The organism is Methylobacterium brachiatum, from assembly GCF_020523825.1.
Classification (GTDB): Bacteria; Pseudomonadota; Alphaproteobacteria; order Rhizobiales; family Beijerinckiaceae; genus Methylobacterium; species Methylobacterium brachiatum.
In genome coordinates this window covers 435,366-454,103 of the sequence record NZ_JAJALK010000003.1, presented here as the reverse complement: position 1 = coordinate 454,103, position 18,738 = coordinate 435,366, and the positions used below count along the sequence as shown (strand labels likewise).

General features: G+C 72.0%; 20 protein-coding genes. 18 read left to right on the top strand and 2 right to left on the bottom strand.

Features of this window, described 5'->3' with window-relative positions:
- Window positions 1-19 precede the first annotated feature (19 nt).
- The 12 genes from LGR69_RS09270 (at window position 20) to cobJ (ending at window position 10,996) form a co-directional block, all read left to right on the top strand.
- The gene (locus LGR69_RS09270) at window positions 20-202 is read left to right on the top strand and encodes a CbtB domain-containing protein (RefSeq protein ID WP_007561495.1); all 183 of its coding nucleotides are present in this window, start codon (window positions 20-22) and stop codon (window positions 200-202) included.
- 16 nt (window positions 203-218) lie between these two features.
- Window positions 219-953, top strand: a complete 735-nt coding sequence (locus LGR69_RS09265) for a CbtA family protein (protein WP_091860273.1) — start codon at window positions 219-221, stop codon at window positions 951-953.
- Window positions 946-1,344: a DUF1636 family protein gene (locus LGR69_RS09260; protein WP_007561491.1), complete on the top strand. Its 399-nt coding sequence runs from the start codon at window positions 946-948 to the stop codon at window positions 1,342-1,344. The genes LGR69_RS09265 and LGR69_RS09260 overlap by 8 nt, the downstream gene beginning before the upstream one ends.
- Window positions 1,341-2,375 carry a cobalamin biosynthesis protein CobW gene (cobW, locus tag LGR69_RS09255; RefSeq protein ID WP_230365861.1) on the top strand — a complete coding sequence of 345 codons (1,035 nt, stop codon included), beginning with the start codon at window positions 1,341-1,343 and terminating at the stop codon, window positions 2,373-2,375. The genes LGR69_RS09260 and cobW overlap by 4 nt, the downstream gene beginning before the upstream one ends.
- 112 nt (window positions 2,376-2,487) lie before the next feature.
- Complete coding sequence (locus tag LGR69_RS09250) at window positions 2,488-3,093, top strand: Uma2 family endonuclease (RefSeq protein WP_122162581.1); 606 nt, start codon at window positions 2,488-2,490, stop codon at window positions 3,091-3,093.
- An 11-nt stretch (window positions 3,094-3,104) separates the two neighbouring features.
- On the top strand, window positions 3,105-6,581 hold the full coding sequence (cobN, locus tag LGR69_RS09245) for a cobaltochelatase subunit CobN (protein ID WP_230365860.1): 3,477 nt from the start codon (window positions 3,105-3,107) through the stop codon (window positions 6,579-6,581).
- Entirely contained in the window at window positions 6,578-8,008 is a 1,431-nt protein-coding gene (cobG, locus tag LGR69_RS09240) for a precorrin-3B synthase (protein ID WP_230365859.1), read from the top strand. Before cobN ends, cobG begins: the two co-directional genes overlap by 4 nt.
- A complete protein-coding gene (locus LGR69_RS09235; RefSeq protein ID WP_007561485.1) occupies window positions 8,005-8,685 on the top strand; it encodes a precorrin-8X methylmutase in 681 nt (226 codons plus the stop codon). Before cobG ends, LGR69_RS09235 begins: the two co-directional genes overlap by 4 nt.
- On the top strand, window positions 8,685-9,464 hold the full coding sequence (locus LGR69_RS09230) for a precorrin-2 C(20)-methyltransferase (protein WP_007561482.1): 780 nt from the start codon (window positions 8,685-8,687) through the stop codon (window positions 9,462-9,464). Before LGR69_RS09235 ends, LGR69_RS09230 begins: the two co-directional genes overlap by 1 nt.
- Window positions 9,465-9,537: 73 nt before the next feature.
- A complete protein-coding gene (locus tag LGR69_RS09225; protein ID WP_007561481.1) occupies window positions 9,538-9,813 on the top strand; it encodes an AbrB/MazE/SpoVT family DNA-binding domain-containing protein in 276 nt (91 codons plus the stop codon).
- Window positions 9,810-10,226, top strand: coding sequence for a type II toxin-antitoxin system VapC family toxin (locus LGR69_RS09220; RefSeq protein ID WP_007561479.1), 417 nt, complete (start codon window positions 9,810-9,812; stop codon window positions 10,224-10,226). The genes LGR69_RS09225 and LGR69_RS09220 overlap by 4 nt, the downstream gene beginning before the upstream one ends.
- Before the next feature lie 8 nt (window positions 10,227-10,234).
- Window positions 10,235-10,996 (top strand): precorrin-3B C(17)-methyltransferase, encoded by a 762-nt coding sequence (cobJ, locus tag LGR69_RS09215; protein WP_007561477.1) that lies wholly within the window; start codon window positions 10,235-10,237, stop codon window positions 10,994-10,996.
- Here the strand turns inward: cobJ and LGR69_RS09210 are convergent.
- The gene (locus LGR69_RS09210; RefSeq protein WP_039902558.1) at window positions 10,963-11,760 is read right to left on the bottom strand and encodes a cobalt-precorrin-6A reductase; all 798 of its coding nucleotides are present in this window, start codon (window positions 11,758-11,760) and stop codon (window positions 10,963-10,965) included. The two genes, cobJ and LGR69_RS09210, sit on opposite strands and share 34 nt — an antisense overlap.
- Between LGR69_RS09210 and cbiE the strand changes: the two genes are divergently transcribed.
- The 4 genes from cbiE to LGR69_RS09190 are packed head-to-tail and all read left to right on the top strand — an operon-like array spanning window position 11,759 to window position 15,469.
- Window positions 11,759-12,979, top strand: coding sequence for a precorrin-6y C5,15-methyltransferase (decarboxylating) subunit CbiE (cbiE, locus tag LGR69_RS09205; protein WP_230365858.1), 1,221 nt, complete (start codon window positions 11,759-11,761; stop codon window positions 12,977-12,979). The genes LGR69_RS09210 and cbiE overlap by 2 nt on opposite strands.
- Window positions 12,976-13,380 carry a cobalamin biosynthesis protein gene (locus LGR69_RS09200; protein WP_230365857.1) on the top strand — a complete coding sequence of 135 codons (405 nt, stop codon included), beginning with the start codon at window positions 12,976-12,978 and terminating at the stop codon, window positions 13,378-13,380. Before cbiE ends, LGR69_RS09200 begins: the two co-directional genes overlap by 4 nt.
- Window positions 13,377-14,153 (top strand): precorrin-4 C(11)-methyltransferase, encoded by a 777-nt coding sequence (gene cobM / locus LGR69_RS09195; protein WP_091860302.1) that lies wholly within the window; start codon window positions 13,377-13,379, stop codon window positions 14,151-14,153. The genes LGR69_RS09200 and cobM overlap by 4 nt, the downstream gene beginning before the upstream one ends.
- The gene (locus tag LGR69_RS09190) at window positions 14,150-15,469 is read left to right on the top strand and encodes a cobyrinate a,c-diamide synthase (protein ID WP_230365856.1); all 1,320 of its coding nucleotides are present in this window, start codon (window positions 14,150-14,152) and stop codon (window positions 15,467-15,469) included. Before cobM ends, LGR69_RS09190 begins: the two co-directional genes overlap by 4 nt.
- Before the next feature lie 91 nt (window positions 15,470-15,560).
- Here LGR69_RS09190 and LGR69_RS09185 read toward each other — a convergent pair whose 3' ends face one another.
- On the bottom strand, window positions 15,561-15,971 hold the full coding sequence (locus LGR69_RS09185) for a helix-turn-helix domain-containing protein (protein WP_091860310.1): 411 nt from the start codon (window positions 15,969-15,971) through the stop codon (window positions 15,561-15,563).
- Window positions 15,972-16,455: 484 nt separating this feature from the next.
- On the opposite strand from LGR69_RS09185, the gene LGR69_RS09180 reads away from it, so the two are divergent.
- Both LGR69_RS09180 and LGR69_RS09175 read left to right on the top strand, forming a co-directional pair.
- Window positions 16,456-16,803 (top strand): antibiotic biosynthesis monooxygenase family protein, encoded by a 348-nt coding sequence (locus LGR69_RS09180; protein ID WP_007561461.1) that lies wholly within the window; start codon window positions 16,456-16,458, stop codon window positions 16,801-16,803.
- 428 nt (window positions 16,804-17,231) lie between these two features.
- Window positions 17,232-18,737 carry an undecaprenyl-phosphate glucose phosphotransferase gene (locus LGR69_RS09175; protein ID WP_230365855.1) on the top strand — a complete coding sequence of 502 codons (1,506 nt, stop codon included), beginning with the start codon at window positions 17,232-17,234 and terminating at the stop codon, window positions 18,735-18,737.
- Window position 18,738: the final 1 nt, after the last annotated feature.

Below are 18,738 nucleotides of genomic sequence, written 5' to 3'. Positions count from 1 at the left end.
GGCGGCTGGAGACACGCTGATGACCACCTCGACCCTCGCACCCGTCGCCACCGGCACCCGCGCTGCCGAGCGCCCGGTCGCCGTCGCGATCGCGGCCTTCCTCGGACTCGGCCTGCTGTTCATGGCGGGCTTCTCGCCGGCGATCGCGCTGCACAACGCGGCGCACGATTTCCGGCACACCCAGAACTTCCCCTGCCACTGACGCCCCTGCCCCAGGGATGATCATCCGGCTTCTGTCGGCGGCTCTGGCCGCCGGCTTCCTCGCGGCCGTCGTCGTGACGGGCCTCGAGCTGACGCTGACCTCGCCGCTGATCGTGGCGGCCGAGCGTTACGAACATCAACAGACGCATCAGGCCGAGCGCGGCCTGCCGATCGTCCTGGCGCATGCCGGGCACGATCATGCCGCGCCGGATGCTGCACCCGAATGGCAGCCCGGCGAGGGCCTGCCGCGCATGGCATTCACGGCCCTGGCGACCCTCGTGGGCGCGGTGGGCTATGCGCTGCTGCTCGGTGCGGCGATCCTCGCCTGCGGGCGGGAGCCGACCCGCCAGGTCGGCGTCGCGTTCGCGATCGCGGGCTTCGCCAGCGTCGCCCTGGCCCCGGGCCTCGGCCTGCCGCCCGAACTGCCCGGCAGCGAGGCTGCACCGCTCGCCACCCGCCAAGCCTGGTGGGTGATGACCGCCGCCGCCACCGGCATGGGCCTGTACCTGATCGCGATCCGGCGCTCGCTGATCGCGATCCTGGGCGGGCTCGTGCTGATCATCGCCCCGCACGTGGCCGGTGCACCGCAGGCCCCCGAGGCCGCCTCGGAGCTTCCGGCAGCGCTGGCGGCGCAGTTCGCGGCCCGCTCGCTGGCGATCAGCTTCGTCTTCTGGCTGCTGATCGGCCTCGGCTTCGGCTGGGCGTGGCAGGCCTTCGCCCGGGGCCCGGCGCGCGGGACGGCCCATGCCTGAGACCGTCCTCTACGTCTGCACCACCTGCCGCCGCCCGGGCGACGACCCGGACGGCCCGCGGGCCGGAGCGCGCCTGCTCGACGCCCTGCGCGCGGGCAACGCCGCGCCGGACCTGCGGATCGAGGGGGTCGAGTGCCTCTCAGTCTGCAAGCGGCCCTGCTCGGTGGCGGTCGCCTCCGCGAACCGCTGGACCTACGTCTACGGCGACATGGATCCGATCGAGTCCGCCGCCATTATCCTCGGCGGCCTCGCGTCCTACGCGGCGACGCAGGACGGCATCGTACCGTGGCGGGAGCGGCCCGCCGCCTTCAAGACCGGCGTGATCGCCCGGATCCCGCCCTTCCCCGATCCCCGCCCGCTTCCGGCTGGCACCCTGGAGGCTGCGGAATGACCATCGTCACCAAGATCCCCTGCACCATCGTCACCGGCTTCCTCGGGGCCGGAAAGACCACGCTGGTCCGCCACGTCGTCGAGAACGCCAAGGGCCGCCGCCTGGCGATCCTGGTCAACGAGTTCGGCGATGTCGGCTTCGACAAATCGTTCCTGGCCGCCTGCGGCGTCGAGGGCTGCACCGAGGACTCCATCGTCGAGCTGCCGAATGGCTGCATCTGCTGCACCGTGGCCGACGATTTCGTGCCGGCGCTCGAGACCCTGCTCGGCCGCGCGGAGCCGCCGGAGCACATCCTGATCGAGACTTCCGGTCTCGCCCTGCCGAAACCCCTGGTCCAGGCGTTCCAGTGGCCGGCGATCCGCTCGCGGGTCACCGTCGACGGGGTCGTGGCCGTGGTGGACGGGCCGGCCGTGGCCGCCGGGGCCTTCGCGGAGGATCCCGCGGCGCTGGCCGCCCAGCGCGCCGCCGACACGGCGGTCGATCACGACAACCCGCTGGAGGAGGTGTTCGAGGACCAACTCCTCTGCGCCGACCTCGTGGTGCTGAACAAGTCCGACCTCCTCGATGCCGAGACCCGTGCGCGGGTGCGCGCCGAGGTCGAGGGGCATCTGCCCCGGGCCGTGAAGGTGGTCGAGACCGCCAACGGCGCGATCGACCCGCTGGTCCTACTCGGGCTCGGCGCGGCCGCCGAGGACGATCTCGACGCGCGCCCCTCGCATCACGGCGACGGGGAGGATCACGACCACGACGATTTCGAGACCGTCGCCCTGCCGGTCCGCCCGGCCATCACCGCCGGTGACCTCGCGGCCCGGGTGGAGAAGGCCGCCGAAGCAACGGGCGTCCTGCGCATCAAGGGGTTCGCCGAGGTCGAGGGCAAGGCCATGCGCCTCGTGGTGCAGGGGGTCGGCCGGCGCGTCGTCCACCATTTCGACCGTCCCTGGCGGGCGGGCGAGAGCCGCGACGGGCGCCTCGTGGTGATCGGCCTGAAGGGGTTCGACCAGGGTGCCGTCGCCGCGGCGCTCGCGGGATAACGGCCTATCTTGCTATCGTATCGTGGTCGCAGACAATCGATCCCGGACTTTGCGCATCGCGTGCTAGTCTCCAAAAGTGACGCGTGTTGGGGCCGAGGGAGCGCCTCGAACCATGCTGGATCGCAAGCCAGAACCGATGTCGGTTGACGCGTTCCTCACCTGGGCCGAGACCCAGGCCGAGCGCTACGAGCTCGTCGGTGGCGTGCCTGTCCGGATGATGGCGGGTGCGCGCAACATTCACGACGATATCGTGGTGAACCTGCTCGCCCTGCTGCGTACGAACCTACGGGGCAGCGGCTGCCGGCCCTTCACCGGCGATGGCAGCGTCGAGACCTTGCCGGGCCAGATCCGCCGGCCGGATGTCGGCGTCGATTGCGGTATACGCGATCCCAACGCCCTGATCGCGGCCGAGCCGCGCCTCGTGGCGGAAGTCCTGTCGCCGACGACCCGCGACTTCGATGCCTTCGCCAAGCTGGCGGAATACAAGACCGTAATCAGCCTCGCGCATATCTTGCTCGTCGAACCGAACGCTCCCGAAATTCGGTCGTGGTCTCGCGACGATGCAGGGGCCTGGCAGGAAGCGCGCGTCACGGGACTCGACGCGACACTGGAGCTGCCCGCCCTGCGCCTGAGCCTGCCGCTGGCCGAGATCTACGACGGCGTCACCTTCCCGGTCCGGCCGCGCCTCGTCGCGGACGAACCCCGCCCGGTGGAATAGGCCCGGGCGCCATGCATCTCGTTCGCATCGATAGCGTCTCGCTCGACGAGGGCGAGGCGGCGGTGGATCTCGGGCAGGAGCCCGGGGACCTCGTCGTGCTGTCGTTCACCGACAGCGACCTCGCCGGGATCGGGCAGGCCCAGGCCGCCGAGCCGGGTCTGCCGAGCCTGCGGCTCGCCAAGCTCGCCAAGCTCCGGCATCCGATGTCGGTCGATCTCTATGTCGAGCGCGTGGTGTCGCGGGCGAAGCTCGTGGTGATCCGCTGCCTCGGCGGCCTGGATTACTGGCGCTACGGGATCGAGCGCTGCGCCGCCGCGGCGCGGGCGCACGGGGTCGTGCTGGCGGTGCTGCCGGGCGACGACCGGCCGGACCCGCGGCTGGCCGGCTTCTCCACCGATCCGGACCTCGCACAGACAGTCGACGGCTATTTCCGTGCCGGCGGCCCGGAGAATCTCCGGCGGATGCTGCGCCTACTCGCCGCCCGGATCGGCGCGGGCGGTGCCGTCGAACCGCCGCAGCCGCTGCCGCGGGGCTTTCCCTGGTGCCCCGGCTGCGGCGTGCTCGCGCTGGATACGGCGATCGAGGCGGCCGAGACGGCGGTGCCGCTCTCGGACCCGCGCGTGACCGCGACCCCGCTCGCCCTGCTTCTGGTCTACCGCTCCGCGGTGCTCGGCGGCGATACCGCGCCCTTCGTCGCCCTGGCCGCCTCCCTGCGCGCCCGCGGCATCGGTGTGCTGCCGATGGCGGTCTCAAGCCTCAAGGAGCCGGTGGCGGCCAGGGCCGTCGCCGAGGCCGTGCGGGCCCGCAAGCCGGATCTCGTCATCGCCGCCACCGCCTTCTCGGCACGGGAGGACGGGATCGATTTCGTCCTCGACGGCGCCGATTGCCCGGTGCTCCAGGCCTTCACGGTCGGCGCCCCCCGGGCGGCCTGGGAGGCCTCGGCCCGGGGTCTCGGCGCCGCCGACCTCGCCATGCAGGTCGCCCTGCCGGAATTCGACGGCCGGCTCTCCGGCTTCCCGATCTCGTTCAAGGAAGAGGCCCCGGAAATCGCCGGCTTCGCCGAGCGCCGGGCCGTCCCCTATCCCGCCGGCATCGAAGCCCTGGCCGAGCGGGCGGCAGGTTGGCTCCGCCTCGCCGCCCTCCCTTGCGACGAGCGGCGGGTGGCCGTCGTCCTGTCCGATTATCCGGCCCGCGGCGGCCGGGCCGGCTTCGCAGTCGGCCTCGACACCCCCGAGAGCGCCCGCGCGCTTGTTTCGGACTTGGCTGCGGTGGGCTATGCGACCGGGGCATTGCCCGAGCCGGCCGCGCTGATGCAGGCGCTCACCGAGGGCGAGGCAGCGTTCACGGTCCCGCTGGCGGATTACGCAGCCTGGCTCTCCGGATTGCCCGCGGCGTCGCGCGATGCGCTGCTGGAAGCCTGGGGCGAGCCGGCCGACGACCCAACTTGTCACGGCGGCCTGTTCCGGTTCCGGATGGTCACAGCGCGTGCCGCGCACCAGTCCCTCACTGCGGACCACCAGATTCAAACGCTGCCGCATGGAGCTCCGGTCCCCTCTCCCAGACGGGAGAGGGGGCACGTCGCATCTTTCGCGCGCCGAATGACGAATGACGAGGCCTTGGCGGGAGAGGGCGGGCAACTCGCGGTCTTCCTCCAGCCCGACCGCGGCCGCGATCCCAACCGCAAGGCCGGCTATCACGACCCGGATCGCGTCCCGACCCACGCCTACCTGGCCTTCCACCTCGGCCTGCGCCGGCGTTTCGACGCGCTGGTGCAGCTCGGCACGCACGGCACCACCGAGTGGCTCCCCGGCAAGGCGGTAGCCCTGTCCCCGGACTGCGTCCCGGCACTCTGCATCGGCGGGCTGCCGGTGATCTACCCGTTCATCGTCGACGACCCGGGCGAAGCCGCGCCGCTCAAGCGCCGGCTCGGCGGGATCGCCCTCGGCCACATCACCCCCGACACGACGCTGCACGCCCTGCCGCCGGAGGCCGCGCGCCTGCGCGAGCTGGTGGAGGAGTATTCGGCCGCCAGCGTGCTCGATCCGCGCCGGGCCGGCCTGATCGCGAGCGCGATCCTGGAGGATGCGGACGCCGCCGGGCTGCTCGACGGCGCCGGTATTGGCCCGGACACGCCGATGGAGGAGGCGCTGACCCGCCTCGACGCCCATCTCTGCGACCTCGGCGAGACCACCTTCCGCGACGGCCTGCACGTCTTCGGACGCGCACGCGACGGGGCGCCGGACGCGGTCGTCGCGAGCGCCGCGGGCGAGCGGGCGGGCCTGCTCGCCGCGCTCGACGGCCGCTTCGTGCCGCCGGGCCCCGCCGGCTCGCCGTCGCGCGGCCGGGCCGATGTGCTGCCCACCGGCCGCAACCTCGCGACGCTGGACCCGCGGGCGATCCCGAGCCGCGCCGCCGCGCTGCTGGGCGAGCGGGCCGCCGCCTCGGTGGTGACCCGCTACCTGCAGGACGAGGGCGAGTACCCGGCCCGGATCGTCATGGATCTCTGGGCCTCCCCGACCCTGCGCACCGGCGGCGAGGATGTGGCCCACGCCTTGTCGCTCATGGGCGTGCGGCCGGTCTGGGACCATGCCAGCACCCGGGTCACCGGCTTCGAGGTGCTGCCGCTGGCCATGCTCGACCGGCCGCGCATCGACGTGACCGTGCGCGTCTCGGGCGCGTTCCGCGACACCTTTCCGGACACGCTCGCCCTGCTCGATCGCGCCGCCCGCGCCGTGGCCGAGCGGGACGAGGAGGATGCCGAAAATCCCCTGGCTGCCGCCCGGCGCCGCGGCGAGGACATCGCCCGGGTCTACGGGGCCGCCCCCGGTCAATACGGCGCCGGCACCGCCGCCACCGCCCTCGACGGCGCCTGGGATGACCGGGCCGATCTCGGCCGGGCCTATCTCGCGGCGAGCGGCCATGCCTACGGCGACCGCGAGGGACCGGATGCGACCTTCGGCGCCCGGGTCGCGGCGGCGGATGCCTATCTGCACGCCTTCGACGTGGCCGAGCGCGACCTGTTCGACGGCGACGCGGCGGTGGATGCCATGGGCGGCTTCGCGGCCGCGGCGACGCTCCAGGGCGCCAGCCCCGCCCTCTACAGCCTGGACGTCTCGGTTCCGGAGCGCCCCAAGACCCGCACCGCCCGGGAGGATGCCGCCCGGCTGATCCGCGGGCGCCTTTCCGATCCGCGCTGGATCGCCGCCCAGCTCCGCCACGGCTACCGCGGCGCGCAGGAGCTGGCCCAGGGCCTCGACGCGGTCTTCGTCCTCGCCGCCGCGAGCGACGCCGTCACCGATGCCGGCTTCGACCGGCTCTACGCCGCCTGGATCGCCGATCCCGACGTGTTCGACCGGCTGCGCGCGGCGAACCCTGCCGCGACCCGGGCGATCCTGGAGCGGTTCGACGAGGCCCGCGACCGCGGCCTGTGGCACAGCCGGCGCAACGCGCTGCCGGCCGACGCGCTGATGCCGGAGGCCGCCGAATGAGCGTCGCCGCCCATCGCCGCGTTCTTCCCGAGGCGCCGGCGCGCCGGGGCTGGTGCCCCGGTCTCAGCCGGCCGATGCCCACCGGGGACGGCCTGCTCGCCCGGGTGCATCCGCCACTGGGGATCCTGACCCTGCCGCAGGCCCGGGCGGTGGCCGAGGGCGCGCGCCGCTTCGGCAACGGCCATCTCGACCTCACCGCCCGCGCCAACCTTCAGATCCGGGGCGTCTCGGAGGCGACCCGCGCGCCGCTCGCCCGCCTGCTGGAGGCCGCCGGCCTCGGCGACACGCGCGCCGACGGCGGCCCGCAGCGCCTGACGCTCACCAGTCCCCTCGCCGGCCATGATCCCGCCGAGACGTTCGACGTCCCGGCCCTCGCCCGCGCCATCGAGGCGGCGGGGCTCGCCGTGGCCAGGCTTCCGCCTAAGACCCTGGTGGTGATCGAGGGCCGCGCGGGTGCGGAGATGCCGGACGCCGATGCCTACGTCTTCTGCCGTGCCCCCGGCGAGGTCGGGATCGCAATCGCCGCGGAGCGGGGTTTTCACGATCTCGCCACCTGTACCGAGAACGAGGCGCCGGCCGCGATAGCGGCGCTGCTGAAGGCCTTTGCCCGAAGCGGCTTGCGGCGGATGCGCGATCTATCGCCCGATGCGTGCGATGCGATGGAGGATGCCGTTCGGCTCGCGTTGCAGGCGCAAGTCCCCTCTCCCGTTCGGGAGAGGGACAGGGTGAGGGATGCGACCTCTCCGGAAAGCGCGCACCCCTCACCCCAACCCTCTCCCGCATGGGAGAGGGGGCACGGTGGCCTCACTTCGGACGTTGCGCATTTCTTCCCGCCGGCCGGCCTCACAATGCTGGCGGCGCGTCAGTCAGTGCTCACCGTGGATGCGCCGTTCGGTCGCTGCACGGCGGACGCCCTCGATCGCCTCGTAGATCTCGCCGCCCGCCTCGGCGCGAAGGAGATCCGTCTGTCTCCGGCCCGCGGCTTCGTGCTGCTGCTCCCAGCTGCGGCTCAGGCGGATCCGGCGGCCCTGGCCCGGGACTTCATCGTCGCTCCCGACGATCCGCGGCGCAGCGTCGCCGCCTGCACCGGTGCGCCGGCCTGCGCCTCCGGATCGACACCGACGCTCGCGGACGCCGCCAGTGTCGCCGAGGCGTTCCGGCCGTTCGCCGTGGACGGGCGCGCGGCCCACGTCTCCGGCTGCGCAAAGGGCTGCGCCCGGCCGGGCCCGGCGGACCTCACCCTCGTCGGCCGGGACGGCCTCTACGGCGCCGTGATCGGCGGCGCGCCTGGCGATGAGCCGGCGATGCATCTCCCTATCGAGGCGGTGCTGGAGCGGTTAGGAAGGGCGAAGACAATGGGGCTCGCCGCCGCTTTCGCGTCGGATCGCGCCAGGACCGATATTGGGAGGACCAGGAGACCGGCATGAGCGCGAGCCAGAATGCCCTGCGCCAGGCAGGTTCGGAGCCGGAGGCCACCTCTCGCTACGAGTATATCCGCGACGGCGCTGCGATCTACGCGCGCTCCTTCGCGATGATCCGGGCCGAGGCCGACCTCGCGCGCTGGTCGGGCGCGGCCGAGCGCGTGGTCGTCCGGATGATCCATGCCTGCGGCATGACCGACCTCCCCGCCGACGTGGAGATGTCGGACGGCTTCGCCGAGGCCGGTGTCGCGGCGCTCCAGGCCGGGGCCCCGATCCTGTGCGATGTCCGCATGGTCGCCGACGGCGTCACCCGGGCACGCCTGCCCGCCAACAATCCGGTGGTCTGCACCCTCGGCGATCCGCGGGTGCCGGATCTCGCCAAGAGCCTCGGCACCACGCGCTCCGCCGCCGCCATGGAGCTGTGGCGCGAGCATCTGCCCGGCAGCATCGTGGCGGTCGGCAACGCCCCGACGGCGCTGTTCCGCCTGCTGGAACTGCTCGATGCCGGCGTGCCGCCGCCGGCCGCGGTGATCGGCATCCCGGTGGGCTTCGTCGGCGCGGCCGAGTCCAAGGACGCGCTGGCCCGGGACGGCCGCGTGCCCTTCGTGGTCGTCCACGGCCGCCGCGGCGGCAGCGCCATGACCGCCGCGGCGGTCAACGCGCTGGCCAGCGAGGTCGAGTGATGGACGGGTTCGAGCGGGTCGAGGCGCCCATCGAGGAGATTCCCGCCGCTGCGGTGACTGGCACCCTCTACGGGGTCGGCATGGGCCCGGGTGATCCGGAGCTGCTCACCGTGAAGGCGCAGCGCATCCTGATGCGCGCGCCGGTTCTGGTGCATTTCTGCAAGCGCGGCCGGCGCGGCAACGCCCGCACCATCGCGGACGCGATCCTGCGCGACCCGTCGCGCGAGATGCCGCTGGCCTATCCCTACACCACCGAGATCCATCCGGAGCACCCGGATTACGTGGCGGCGCTGGCCGCCTTCTACGACGACGCGGCCGGGCAGCTCGCCGACCATCTCGGTGCGGGCCGTGACGTCGCGATCCTGTCGGAGGGCGACCCGTTCTTCTACGGCTCGTTCATGCACCTGTGGCGGCGCCTCAAGGACCGCTTCCCGGTGGAGGTGGTCCCGGGCGTGACCGGCATGTCCGGCTGCTGGACCCGGGCCGGCACGCCGATCACCTGGGGCGACGACATCCTGACGGTCCTGCCGGCGACCTTGCCACTCGATGCGCTCACCGAGCGCCTGCGCGGTACCGACGCCGCCGTGCTGATGAAGCTCGGCCGGCACCTGCCGAAGGTCCGGGCGGCGCTCACCGCCGCCGGGCTCATCGACCGGGCGATCTATGTCGAGCGCGGCACCATGGCGGGCGAGCGCGTGGTGATGCTCGCCGACAAGGCGGATGACGACGCGCCCTATTTCTCCATGGTCCTCCTGCCCGGCGAGGGGCGGCGGCCGTGATCACCGGACGAGCCCCGCGGCCCTGGCCTGTGATGCAGTGCAGCCTTACATTTTGCAGGCTGGAGGATGCATCATGACGACGTTGACGGTGACGGACCAAGGACAGGTCACGTTCCGAAAGGATGTCCTGAACCATCTCGGCATTCAGCCGGGCGAAAAGATCAGGCTCGAGCTGCTTCCCGACGGTCGGGCCGAGCTGAGGGCCGACCGGCCGCACGGCTCGTGGCGGCAGGTGCACGGGATTCTCAAAGGTAAGGGTAACAGCGCGCGGTATTCGATCGAGGAGATCAACGAGGCGGTCGCCGAGGCGGGGGCGGCAGCCGCTCTGGCTGGTCTGGACCGGCCGTGAAGCTGACACCCGACACCAATGTTCTTCTGCGTCTCGTCGTGGATGACGACGAGGCCCAGGCGCGTGCTGCATTGGACGTGATGGAAGGTGCGAGCCAGGTTGCGATCAGCCTGCACACGCTGTGCGAGTTGGCTTGGGTGCTCCGAAGCCGCTACGCGATGCCTCGTGCCGAGATCGCGACCGCGATCCGCGGCCTGATCGAGCCCGGAAACGTCGTAGCCAACCGACCGGCGATCGAGACAGGTTTGGCTCTGCTGGAGGCTGGGGGCGACTTCGCCGACGGTATCATCGCGTTCGAAGGACGCTGGTTGGGAAGCGAGGCCTTCGTGTCGTTCGATAGACGGGCCGTCAAGCTGCTCGCGGGTCAGGGCATCGCCGCCATGTTGCTGACAGCACAGGCAGACGCGCGTTGACTCCGGGCATGAGCGGCAGCCTCACGGTGGTCGGCCTCGGCCCCGGGGATGCCGGTTTGCTGACCGAATCCGCCCGCCGGGCCCTCGACGCCGCGGACGATCTGGTCGGGTATTTCCCGTATGTGGCCCGCGTCCCCGAGCGTCCGGGCCTGATCCGACATGCCAGCGACAACCGCGTGGAGGTCGACCGGGCCCGGCATGCCCTGCAGCTGGCGGCATCCGGTCGGCGCGTCGCGGTGGTGTCGGGCGGCGATCCCGGCGTGTTCGCCATGGCCTCGGCCGTGTTCGAGGCGGTGGAGCATGGCGAACCCGCCTGGCGGGACCTCGCGATCACGGTGGAGCCCGGCATCACCGCAATGCTGGCCGCCGCGGCCCGGCTCGGGGCGCCGCTCGGCGGCGACTTCTGCGCCCTGTCGCTCTCGGACAACCTGAAGCCCTGGCCGGTTGTCACCGCCCGGCTCGAAGCGGTGCTGCGGGCCGATCTCGTCATCGCGCTCTACAACCCGATCTCCACCGCGCGGCCCTGGCAGCTCGGGGCGGCTCTGGAACTCGCCGCCGGGATCCGGGCGCCGGAGACGCCGGTGATGTTCGCCCGGGCGATCAGCCGGCCGGACGAGGCGATCCGGGTCTCAACCCTCGCCGAGGCGCGCGACGTGCCGGCCGACATGGCCACGATGGTGATCCTCGGTGCCTCGACCACGCGGCTGATCCCGCGGACCGAGGGCCTGCCCTTCGTCTACACGTCGCGCAAAGTCGCGGGGCCGGCATGAGCGCCGGCATCGAGCCAGCGCAGCGCAGCCGCGGCGTCGGGGACGCTCGGCACGTCGGGCTTCTCCGGGCGACGCAGCATGACCACGCGAATCGCCAGGCTGCGCGCTGCGGCGATCTTGCCGTAGGTCGCAGCCCCGCCGGAATTCTTGCTGACCAGGATCTCGGTGCCGGTGGCGCGCATCAGCTCCGCCTCGGCTTCGGCGTCGAACGGACCGCGGGCCTCGAGGGTGGTGAGGTGTGGGACCGGCAGCACCCCGTCCAGCGGCTCGACCGTGCGCGCCAGATAGGCGTGCTGCGGCGCCGCCGCGAAGGCGCCGGCCTCCTGCCGGCCGATGGTCAGGAACACGCGCCGGGGTTCGTGTCCGAGGGCAGTGACCGCCTCCTGCATGCTGGCGACCTCGGTCCAGAGATCGTCGGGCGCGCGGCACCAGACCGGACGGCGGATCGCGAGCAGCGTCACGCCAACCGCTTCCGCGGCGCGGGCGGCGTTGCCCGAGATGGTCGCCGCGAAGGGATGCGTCGCATCGATCAGGCGGTCGATACGCTCGCTGCGCAGATAAGCGGCGAGCCCCTCGGCACCGCCGAACCCGCCGATTCGCGTCGGCACGGGCTCAGGCCTCGGCGCGGCGGTGCGGCCGGCCAGCGACAGCGTCACGGCGTATTCATTCCGGCCGGCCAAGGCCCGCGCCAGGGCGCTCGCCTCGCCGGTGCCGCCGAGGATCAGGATTCGCATCGCGCCGCCGCTCATCGGGGCCTTGTCCATGAGCGCTGAGCCCCTGTCGAGCGGCCCATGGTTGTCGATCGTCGGCATCGGCGAGGATGGACGGGCCGGGCTCGCGCCCGCCGCCGCCGCCGCGCTCGATGCCGCGCGGGTCGTCTATGGCGGCCGGCGCCACCTCGCCCTGGCCGCGCCCCTCGACGCCGAGACGCGGCCCTGGCCCAGCCCGATCCACGAGGCCTATCCGGAGGTCCTGGGCCGGCGCGGCCGGCCGACCTGCATCCTCGCCACCGGCGACCCGTTCCATTACGGCATCGGCGCCGAGATCGCCCGGCTGGTGCCGCCCGCCGAGATCCGGGCCTTCCCGCAGCCCTCGGCCTTCAGCCTCGCCTGCGCGCGGCTGGGCTGGCCCATGGCCCAATGCGGCCTCGTCACCCTGCACGGCCGGGCGCTCGCCCGGATCGTCCCGCATATCCAGCCGGGCGCGCGCCTCCTCGTCCTGTCCTGGGACGGCACGACGCCGGCGGCTCTTGCCGACCTGCTCACCGCCCGCGGCTTCGGCGCCTCGACGGTCACCGTCCTCGAGGCGATGGGCGGCCCGCGCGAGCGGATCCGCGCGGCGCCGGCTGAAGCCTTCGACCTCCCGGCGATCGACCCGCTCAACACCGTGGCGATCGCGGTCTCGGGCGCAGGCGACGCGCTGCCGCTGGCGCCGGGCCTCGACGACGGCCTGTTCGAGAATGATGGGCAGCTCACCAAAGCCGAGATCCGGGCGCTGACGCTCGCGGCGCTCCGCCCGCATCCGGGCCTGCATCTCTGGGATGTCGGGGCCGGCGCGGGCTCCATCGCTATCGAGTGGATGCTGCGCCATCCGAGCCTGCGCGCCACCGCCATCGAGGCGCGCCCCGAGCGGGCCGAGCGGATCCGCCGGAACACGCAATCGCTGGGGGTGCCGGACCTCGCGGTGGTGACCGGCGCAGCGCCGGACGCCCTCGCCGGCCTGGATGCGCCGGATGCGATCTTCATCGGCGGCGGCGTCTCCGAGCCGGGCATTCTGGCGGCCTCGCTCGCGGCGCTGAAGCCGGGCGGGCGCTGCGTCGCCAACGCGGTGACGCTCCAGGGCGAAGCGGCGCTGCTCGCGGCCTTCGCCGAGCACGGCGGCAGCCTGCGCCGGTTCTCGGTCGATCGGGCCAGCCCGGTGGGCGGCCTGCACGGCTGGCGGCCGGCGATGCCGGTCACCCAATGGGCCTGGACCAAGCCATGAGCGACCGGATCGTCGCCGGGATCGGGTTCCGTCGCGGCACGGGCGCCGAGGAGATCGCCGCGCTCATCGCCCGCGCCCTCGGCACCATCGGCGCCGGCCGCACCGATCTCGCTGCCGTCGCGACGGCGGCCGACCGGGCCGCGGACCCCTCCATCTGCCAGGCCGCGGCGGCGTTCGGCCTGTCGCCCTGCCCGGTCGAGGCACCGGCCCTGGAAGCCTGCGACACCCGCGTGGTCACGCGCTCCGCCCGGATCGCGCGCCTGCGCGGAGTCGGCTCGCTGGCCGAGGCGGCGGCCCTGGCGGCGGCGGGTCCCGAGAGCCGCCTCGCCCTCCCCCGCATCGCCAGCGCCGGCGCGACCTGCGCCCTCGCGATCCCGCACGACACCGCTCGGCACCCATGACCGTCCACTTCATCGGCGCCGGCCCCGGCGCTGCCGACCTCATCACGGTGCGCGGCCGCGACCGCATCGCGGCCTGCCCGGTCTGCCTCTATGCCGGCTCCCTGGTGGCGCCCGAGATCCTCGGCTGGTGCCCGCCGGGTGCGCGCATCGTCGACACGGCGCCCCTCGACCTCGACGCAATCATGGCGGAGATCGCGGCCGCGGAGGCACGCGGGCAGGACGTGGCGCGGCTGCATTCGGGCGACCTGTCGATCTGGAGCGCGCTGGCCGAGCAGATGCGCCGCCTCGACCGGCTCGGCATCGCCTACACGGTGACGCCGGGCGTGCCGGCCTTCGCGGCCGCCGCCGCGATGCTGCGCCGGGAGCTGACCGTGCCGGGCGTTTCGCAATCCGTCGTGCTGACCCGCACCTCCGGCCGGGCGAGCGCGATGCCCGAGCGGGAGACCCTGGCGGCCTTCGCGGCCACCGGGGCGACGCTGGCGATCCACCTGTCGATCCACGTGGTCGAGACAGTCGCGGCCGAGCTGATCCCGTTCTACGGCGCCGCCTGCCCGGCAGCCGCGGTGTTCCGCGCCTCCTGGCCGGACGAGCGGGCGCTGATCGGCGACCTCGCCGGGTTGCCGGCCCTCGTGGCCGAGGCCGGGCTCGAACGCACCGCCCTGATCCTCGTCGGTCCCGCGCTCGGCGCCGCCGACTTCCGCGAGAGCGCGCTCTACGCCCCCGATTACGACCGGCGCTACCGGCCGGGCGGTACCGTGGGGAGCGCGGTTTGAGCGCCCCCGGCCTACTGGTCGCGGCGCCGCGCTCCAGCTCCGGCAAGACCACCGTCACGTTGGCGCTGATGCGCGCGTTGAGGCGGCGGGGCCTGCGCGTCCGCGGCGCGAAATGCGGGCCGGACTACATCGATCCGGCCTTCCACCGGGCGGCGACCGGCCAGCCGAGCTTCAACCTCGACAGCTTCGCCATGGTGCCCGACCTCCTCGACGCCCTGGCCGGCGAGACCGCGGCGCAGGCCGACATCGTGGTCGCCGAGGGCTCGATGGGCCTGTTCGACGGCGTCCGGGCGGCGGAGAGCCGGACCGGCGCGAATGCCGACATCGCCGCCCGCTACGGCTGGCCGGTGGTACTGGTGGTCGATGTCTCCGGCGCGGCGCAATCGGCCGCCGCTGTGGCGCTCGGTTGCAAGCTCTACGATCCGCGGATCCGGATCGCCGGGGTGATCCTGAACAAGGTCGCGAGCGCCCGTCATCGCCGTCTCGTGGAGGCTGGCATGGAGCGCGTCGGGCTGCCGGTCCTCGGCGTGCTGATGCGCGACGCCGAACTGGTCCTGCCCGAACGCCATCTCGGCCTGGTCCAGGCCGGGGAGACCGCCGACCTGGAATCCCGGCTCGACCGGCTGGCCGATCTCGCCGAAGCCGGCATCGACCTCGACGCCGTGCTCGCCTGCGCGGGCGGCGGCGCCCCCGCCTCGACCGGCGTGCTGCCGCGCCCGCCCGGGCAGCGCGTCGCAATCGCCCGGGATGCGGCGTTCAGCTTCCTCTATCCGCATCTCGAGACCGGATGGCGCCTGGCGGGAGCCGAGATCGTGCCGTTCTCGCCGCTCCTAGACGAGGCGCCGCCGGATACCTGCGACGCCTGCTGGCTGCCGGGCGGCTACCCCGAGCTGCATGCGGGCCAGCTCGCCGCCGCCGGCCGTTTCCTCGGCGGCCTGCGCGCTTTCGCGACCACGCGCCCGGTCCACGGCGAGTGCGGTGGCTACATGGTCCTCGGTCAGACGCTGGAGGATGCGGACGGCACCACCCACGCCATGGCGGGGTTGCTGCCGGTCGCCACGTCGTACCGGAAGCGCAAGCTGCATCTCGGCTACCGCGTGGCGCGGCTCTGCAGCGACGGCCCGCTCGGCCGGCGCGGGGCGCGGGTCGTGGGTCACGAATTCCACTATGCCAGCGAGTTGTCGCCGGCCGCCGCGGAGGCGGACGCTTTGGCCCGCGTCACGGACGCGGAGGGGACTGACCAGGGCCTCGCCGGCCACCGGGTCGGGTCGGTGGGTGGGAGCTTCTTCCACCTCATCGCGGCGGATGACGGGTGATCCTCGGCTCCACCGGCATCCGGAATAGGTCGGAACAGCCCGCTTTCGGCCGGACCATGAGACGCGTCACCGGTCCGACAAGGACTGGCGTTCAGGCGGGATCGGCGGCGGGCGGTGCCGTGCGGGCCTGCGCGAGGCGGGCGGCGCTGCGCACGAGCGCCAGGACATCCCGGCGCATCTGCTCGTCCTCGATCTGCGCGTAGGCGCGCAGCAGCTCGATCGCCCCATGGGCGCTGAGGAAGCCGAACACGTCCTCCTGGGCGTTCTCGCGCGGCTCGCTCTCCTCGAAGAAGGCGGAAACCGGCACCTCGAGCAGGCGCGCGATCTCGCGCAGCCGGCCAGCCCCGACCCTGTTCTGGCCCTTCTCGTATTTCTGAACCTGCTGGAACGTCACGCCGACGGCGTTGCCGAGCGCGGTCTGGCTGAGACCTCGCGCCTTCCGCAACGCGGTGATGCGGATACCGACCAGACGGTCCACGTCCGTGGTCTGTTTCGGCATCATTTGACCGTTCGTGTCCTTGTCCACACTCTGAACAACGTCCCCTTGCGGATCCGGTGTTCTGGCCTCGCCGTCGCGCCGCTTCACCGTCCCACCCTCGATCTCATATCGCGCCTATACCTAACGTGCTGTGTCACACGCTAGAGCAGCAGCCGACTGCATTGCAAATGGCCGCGTCTCTAAGCCCTTATTGCCCCCGGCTCTCGAACGCGGAACAAGATTCCGCGTCAACGACGAGCCCTATAGCAGTCGGTCAACACCCCGACCGCGCCACAATACGAACCGTACCGCAATTGGACACCAAGTTGTTAAGCTCCGCAAGTCTAGGACCACATCTTGTGGTTTAACCTGACGTATCTTCGAAACATTGTTGCTGAAATGTCGATGGGCTAAGACTGCGCAGTCCTTGGCACGCGCCGCGTCGCCGCAGCAGGGCTCGCCCGGACGGGGTTCGGGGCCTAAATTCGGTGCGGCAACGGAGATCACCATGTTTATCGCGATGAATCGCTTCAAGGTCGTTAAGGATGCGACCGAGGACTTCGAGGCCGTCTGGCTCGGCCGCGACAGCCACCTCGGGGAGATGGAAGGCTTCGTCGAGTTTCATCTGCTCCGCGGTCCGGAGCAGGAGGACCACGTCCTCTACGCCTCGCACACCGTCTGGCGCTCGCGCGCCGACTTCGAGGCCTGGACGCGCTCCGAGCAGTTCCGCAAGGCCCATAGCCGGGCGCCCTCGACCAAGCCGCTCTATCTCGGTCATCCGCAATTCGAGGGGTTCGAGATGGTCCAGACGGTCGGCGGCGCGGACGGCGCCAAGCAGCACGCCGACGCCGTCTGACGCGACCTGTCACGGTATTCAGGGCGCTCGCTGCCGGATCGGCGGCGGGCGCCTTTTAATTTAGGGTTGCCGTATCCCGCGCACGGCAATCGCGATGATTGAATCCCCGCGAAAGCGGCAAGATCCGCCAGGCCACGCGCCGGTGGGGGGATTCAACCGGCCAGCAATGATCTGACATTCCAACGCAACTGCTGGTATCGGGCTGTCGAGCCCCGCCGGGCCGCATGTGTCTGTATTCCGGTGACTCAGCATTTACCATGTATTGCCGACGGCCGGACGTTCGCCTACATGGGCGGCCACGCCTCTGCTGCCGAAACGCTCACCGTCGCGGCTCACCCCTTGCTCCGTCATCGGCAGATGCCGGCGCTGAAAACTTACGTGTTTCAGACCGGTACAAAGTCCGATCAAACCGGGACGTGGCGAGCGAAATGTTTCACGAGCGGGTTCCGGAGACGTTCCAGGCCTTGCCGACCTCGGCCGAACGCCGTCGCAGCGTATGGTCGGCGCTCCTGCCGCGCCGCGGTCGCGCGCTGGCGCGCATCGCCATGTCGTCGTCGATGGCGGTGGCCGACATCGTGGCGATCGTCGCGGTCATCCTGGGCGTCGAATTCGGCTATCAGGTCGCCTTCGGGGGCGAGAGCGTCTGGGTGACGGCCCTGCGCGGCCTGCGGCTGGCCGCTCTGCTCGGCGCCATCATCGTGGCGACCAACGTGCTGCGGGAGGATTACAGCCTCGACGGCATCATGGCGCAGAAGCTCAACATCCAGCGCATGGCCTCGCTCTGGCTGGTCGCCTGGGCGGCGGTGCTGCTGGTCGGCTTCCTGACCAAGACCACGAACGATTACTCGCGCCTCGTCTCGATCGCCTCCTTCGTCATCGGCCTGCCCGTCCTAGTGATGACCCGGATCGCGGCGACCCGCCTCGTGCGCCGCAGCCTCGCATCCGGATCCGCCTCCGCCAGCCGCGTCCACCTGGTCGGCTACGAGGAGGACATCGCCCGCTTCTATGCCAGCCACGAGGCCGACCAGCTCGGATCCCGGATCGTCGGCACAAGCTACCTGCGCCGGATCGATCCGGGCGCCGACACCGTGTCGCGGCACGACCAGCTCCAGGAGGATCTCGACCTCGCCGTGTCGGTGGTGCGGTTCCTGCGGCCGGACGATGTCTTCGTGCTGGTCCCGTGGACCGACACCGCCGAAGTCGAGCGCTGCATCGACGCTTTCCTGCGGGTGCCCTCCGCCCTGCATCTCCGGCCCGGCAGCGTGCTCGACCGGTTCCCCGACATGCAGGTCGCCCGGGTCGGTGGCGTCTCCGGCATCAATATCGGCCGCCGGCCGCTCAACATCGCCGAGATCGTGCTGAAGCGCGCCCTCGATTTGGTCGTGGCGGCGATCGCCCTGGTCTCCTTGTCGCCGCTGCTCGCGGCGATCGCCGTGGCGATCAAGCTCGACAGTCCGGGCCCGGTCTTCTTCCGGCAGAAGCGCTACGGCTTCAATCAGCAGCCCTTCGGCGTGTTCAAGTTCCGGTCGATGCGGGCGGATGCCAGCGCGGTGTTCAAGCAGGCGACCCGCAACGACAGCCGCATCACCCAGGTCGGCGCGATCCTGCGGCGGACGAATCTCGACGAGCTGCCGCAGCTCCTCAACGTCCTGCGGGGCGAGATGTCGCTGGTCGGTCCCCGGCCGCACGCCCTGGCGCATGATCGAAGCTTCGAGCGGCGGATCGCGCTCTACGCGCGGCGGCACAACGTCCGCCCCGGCATCACCGGCTGGGCGCAGGTCAACGGCTATCGCGGCGAGACCCTGACGGACCTCGATATGGAGCGGCGCGTCGCCTGCGACCTGCACTACATCGACAATTGGTCGATCTGGTTCGACATCCAGATCATGCTGCTCACGATCGTGTCGCGCCGGGCCTACAAGAACGCGCGCTGAC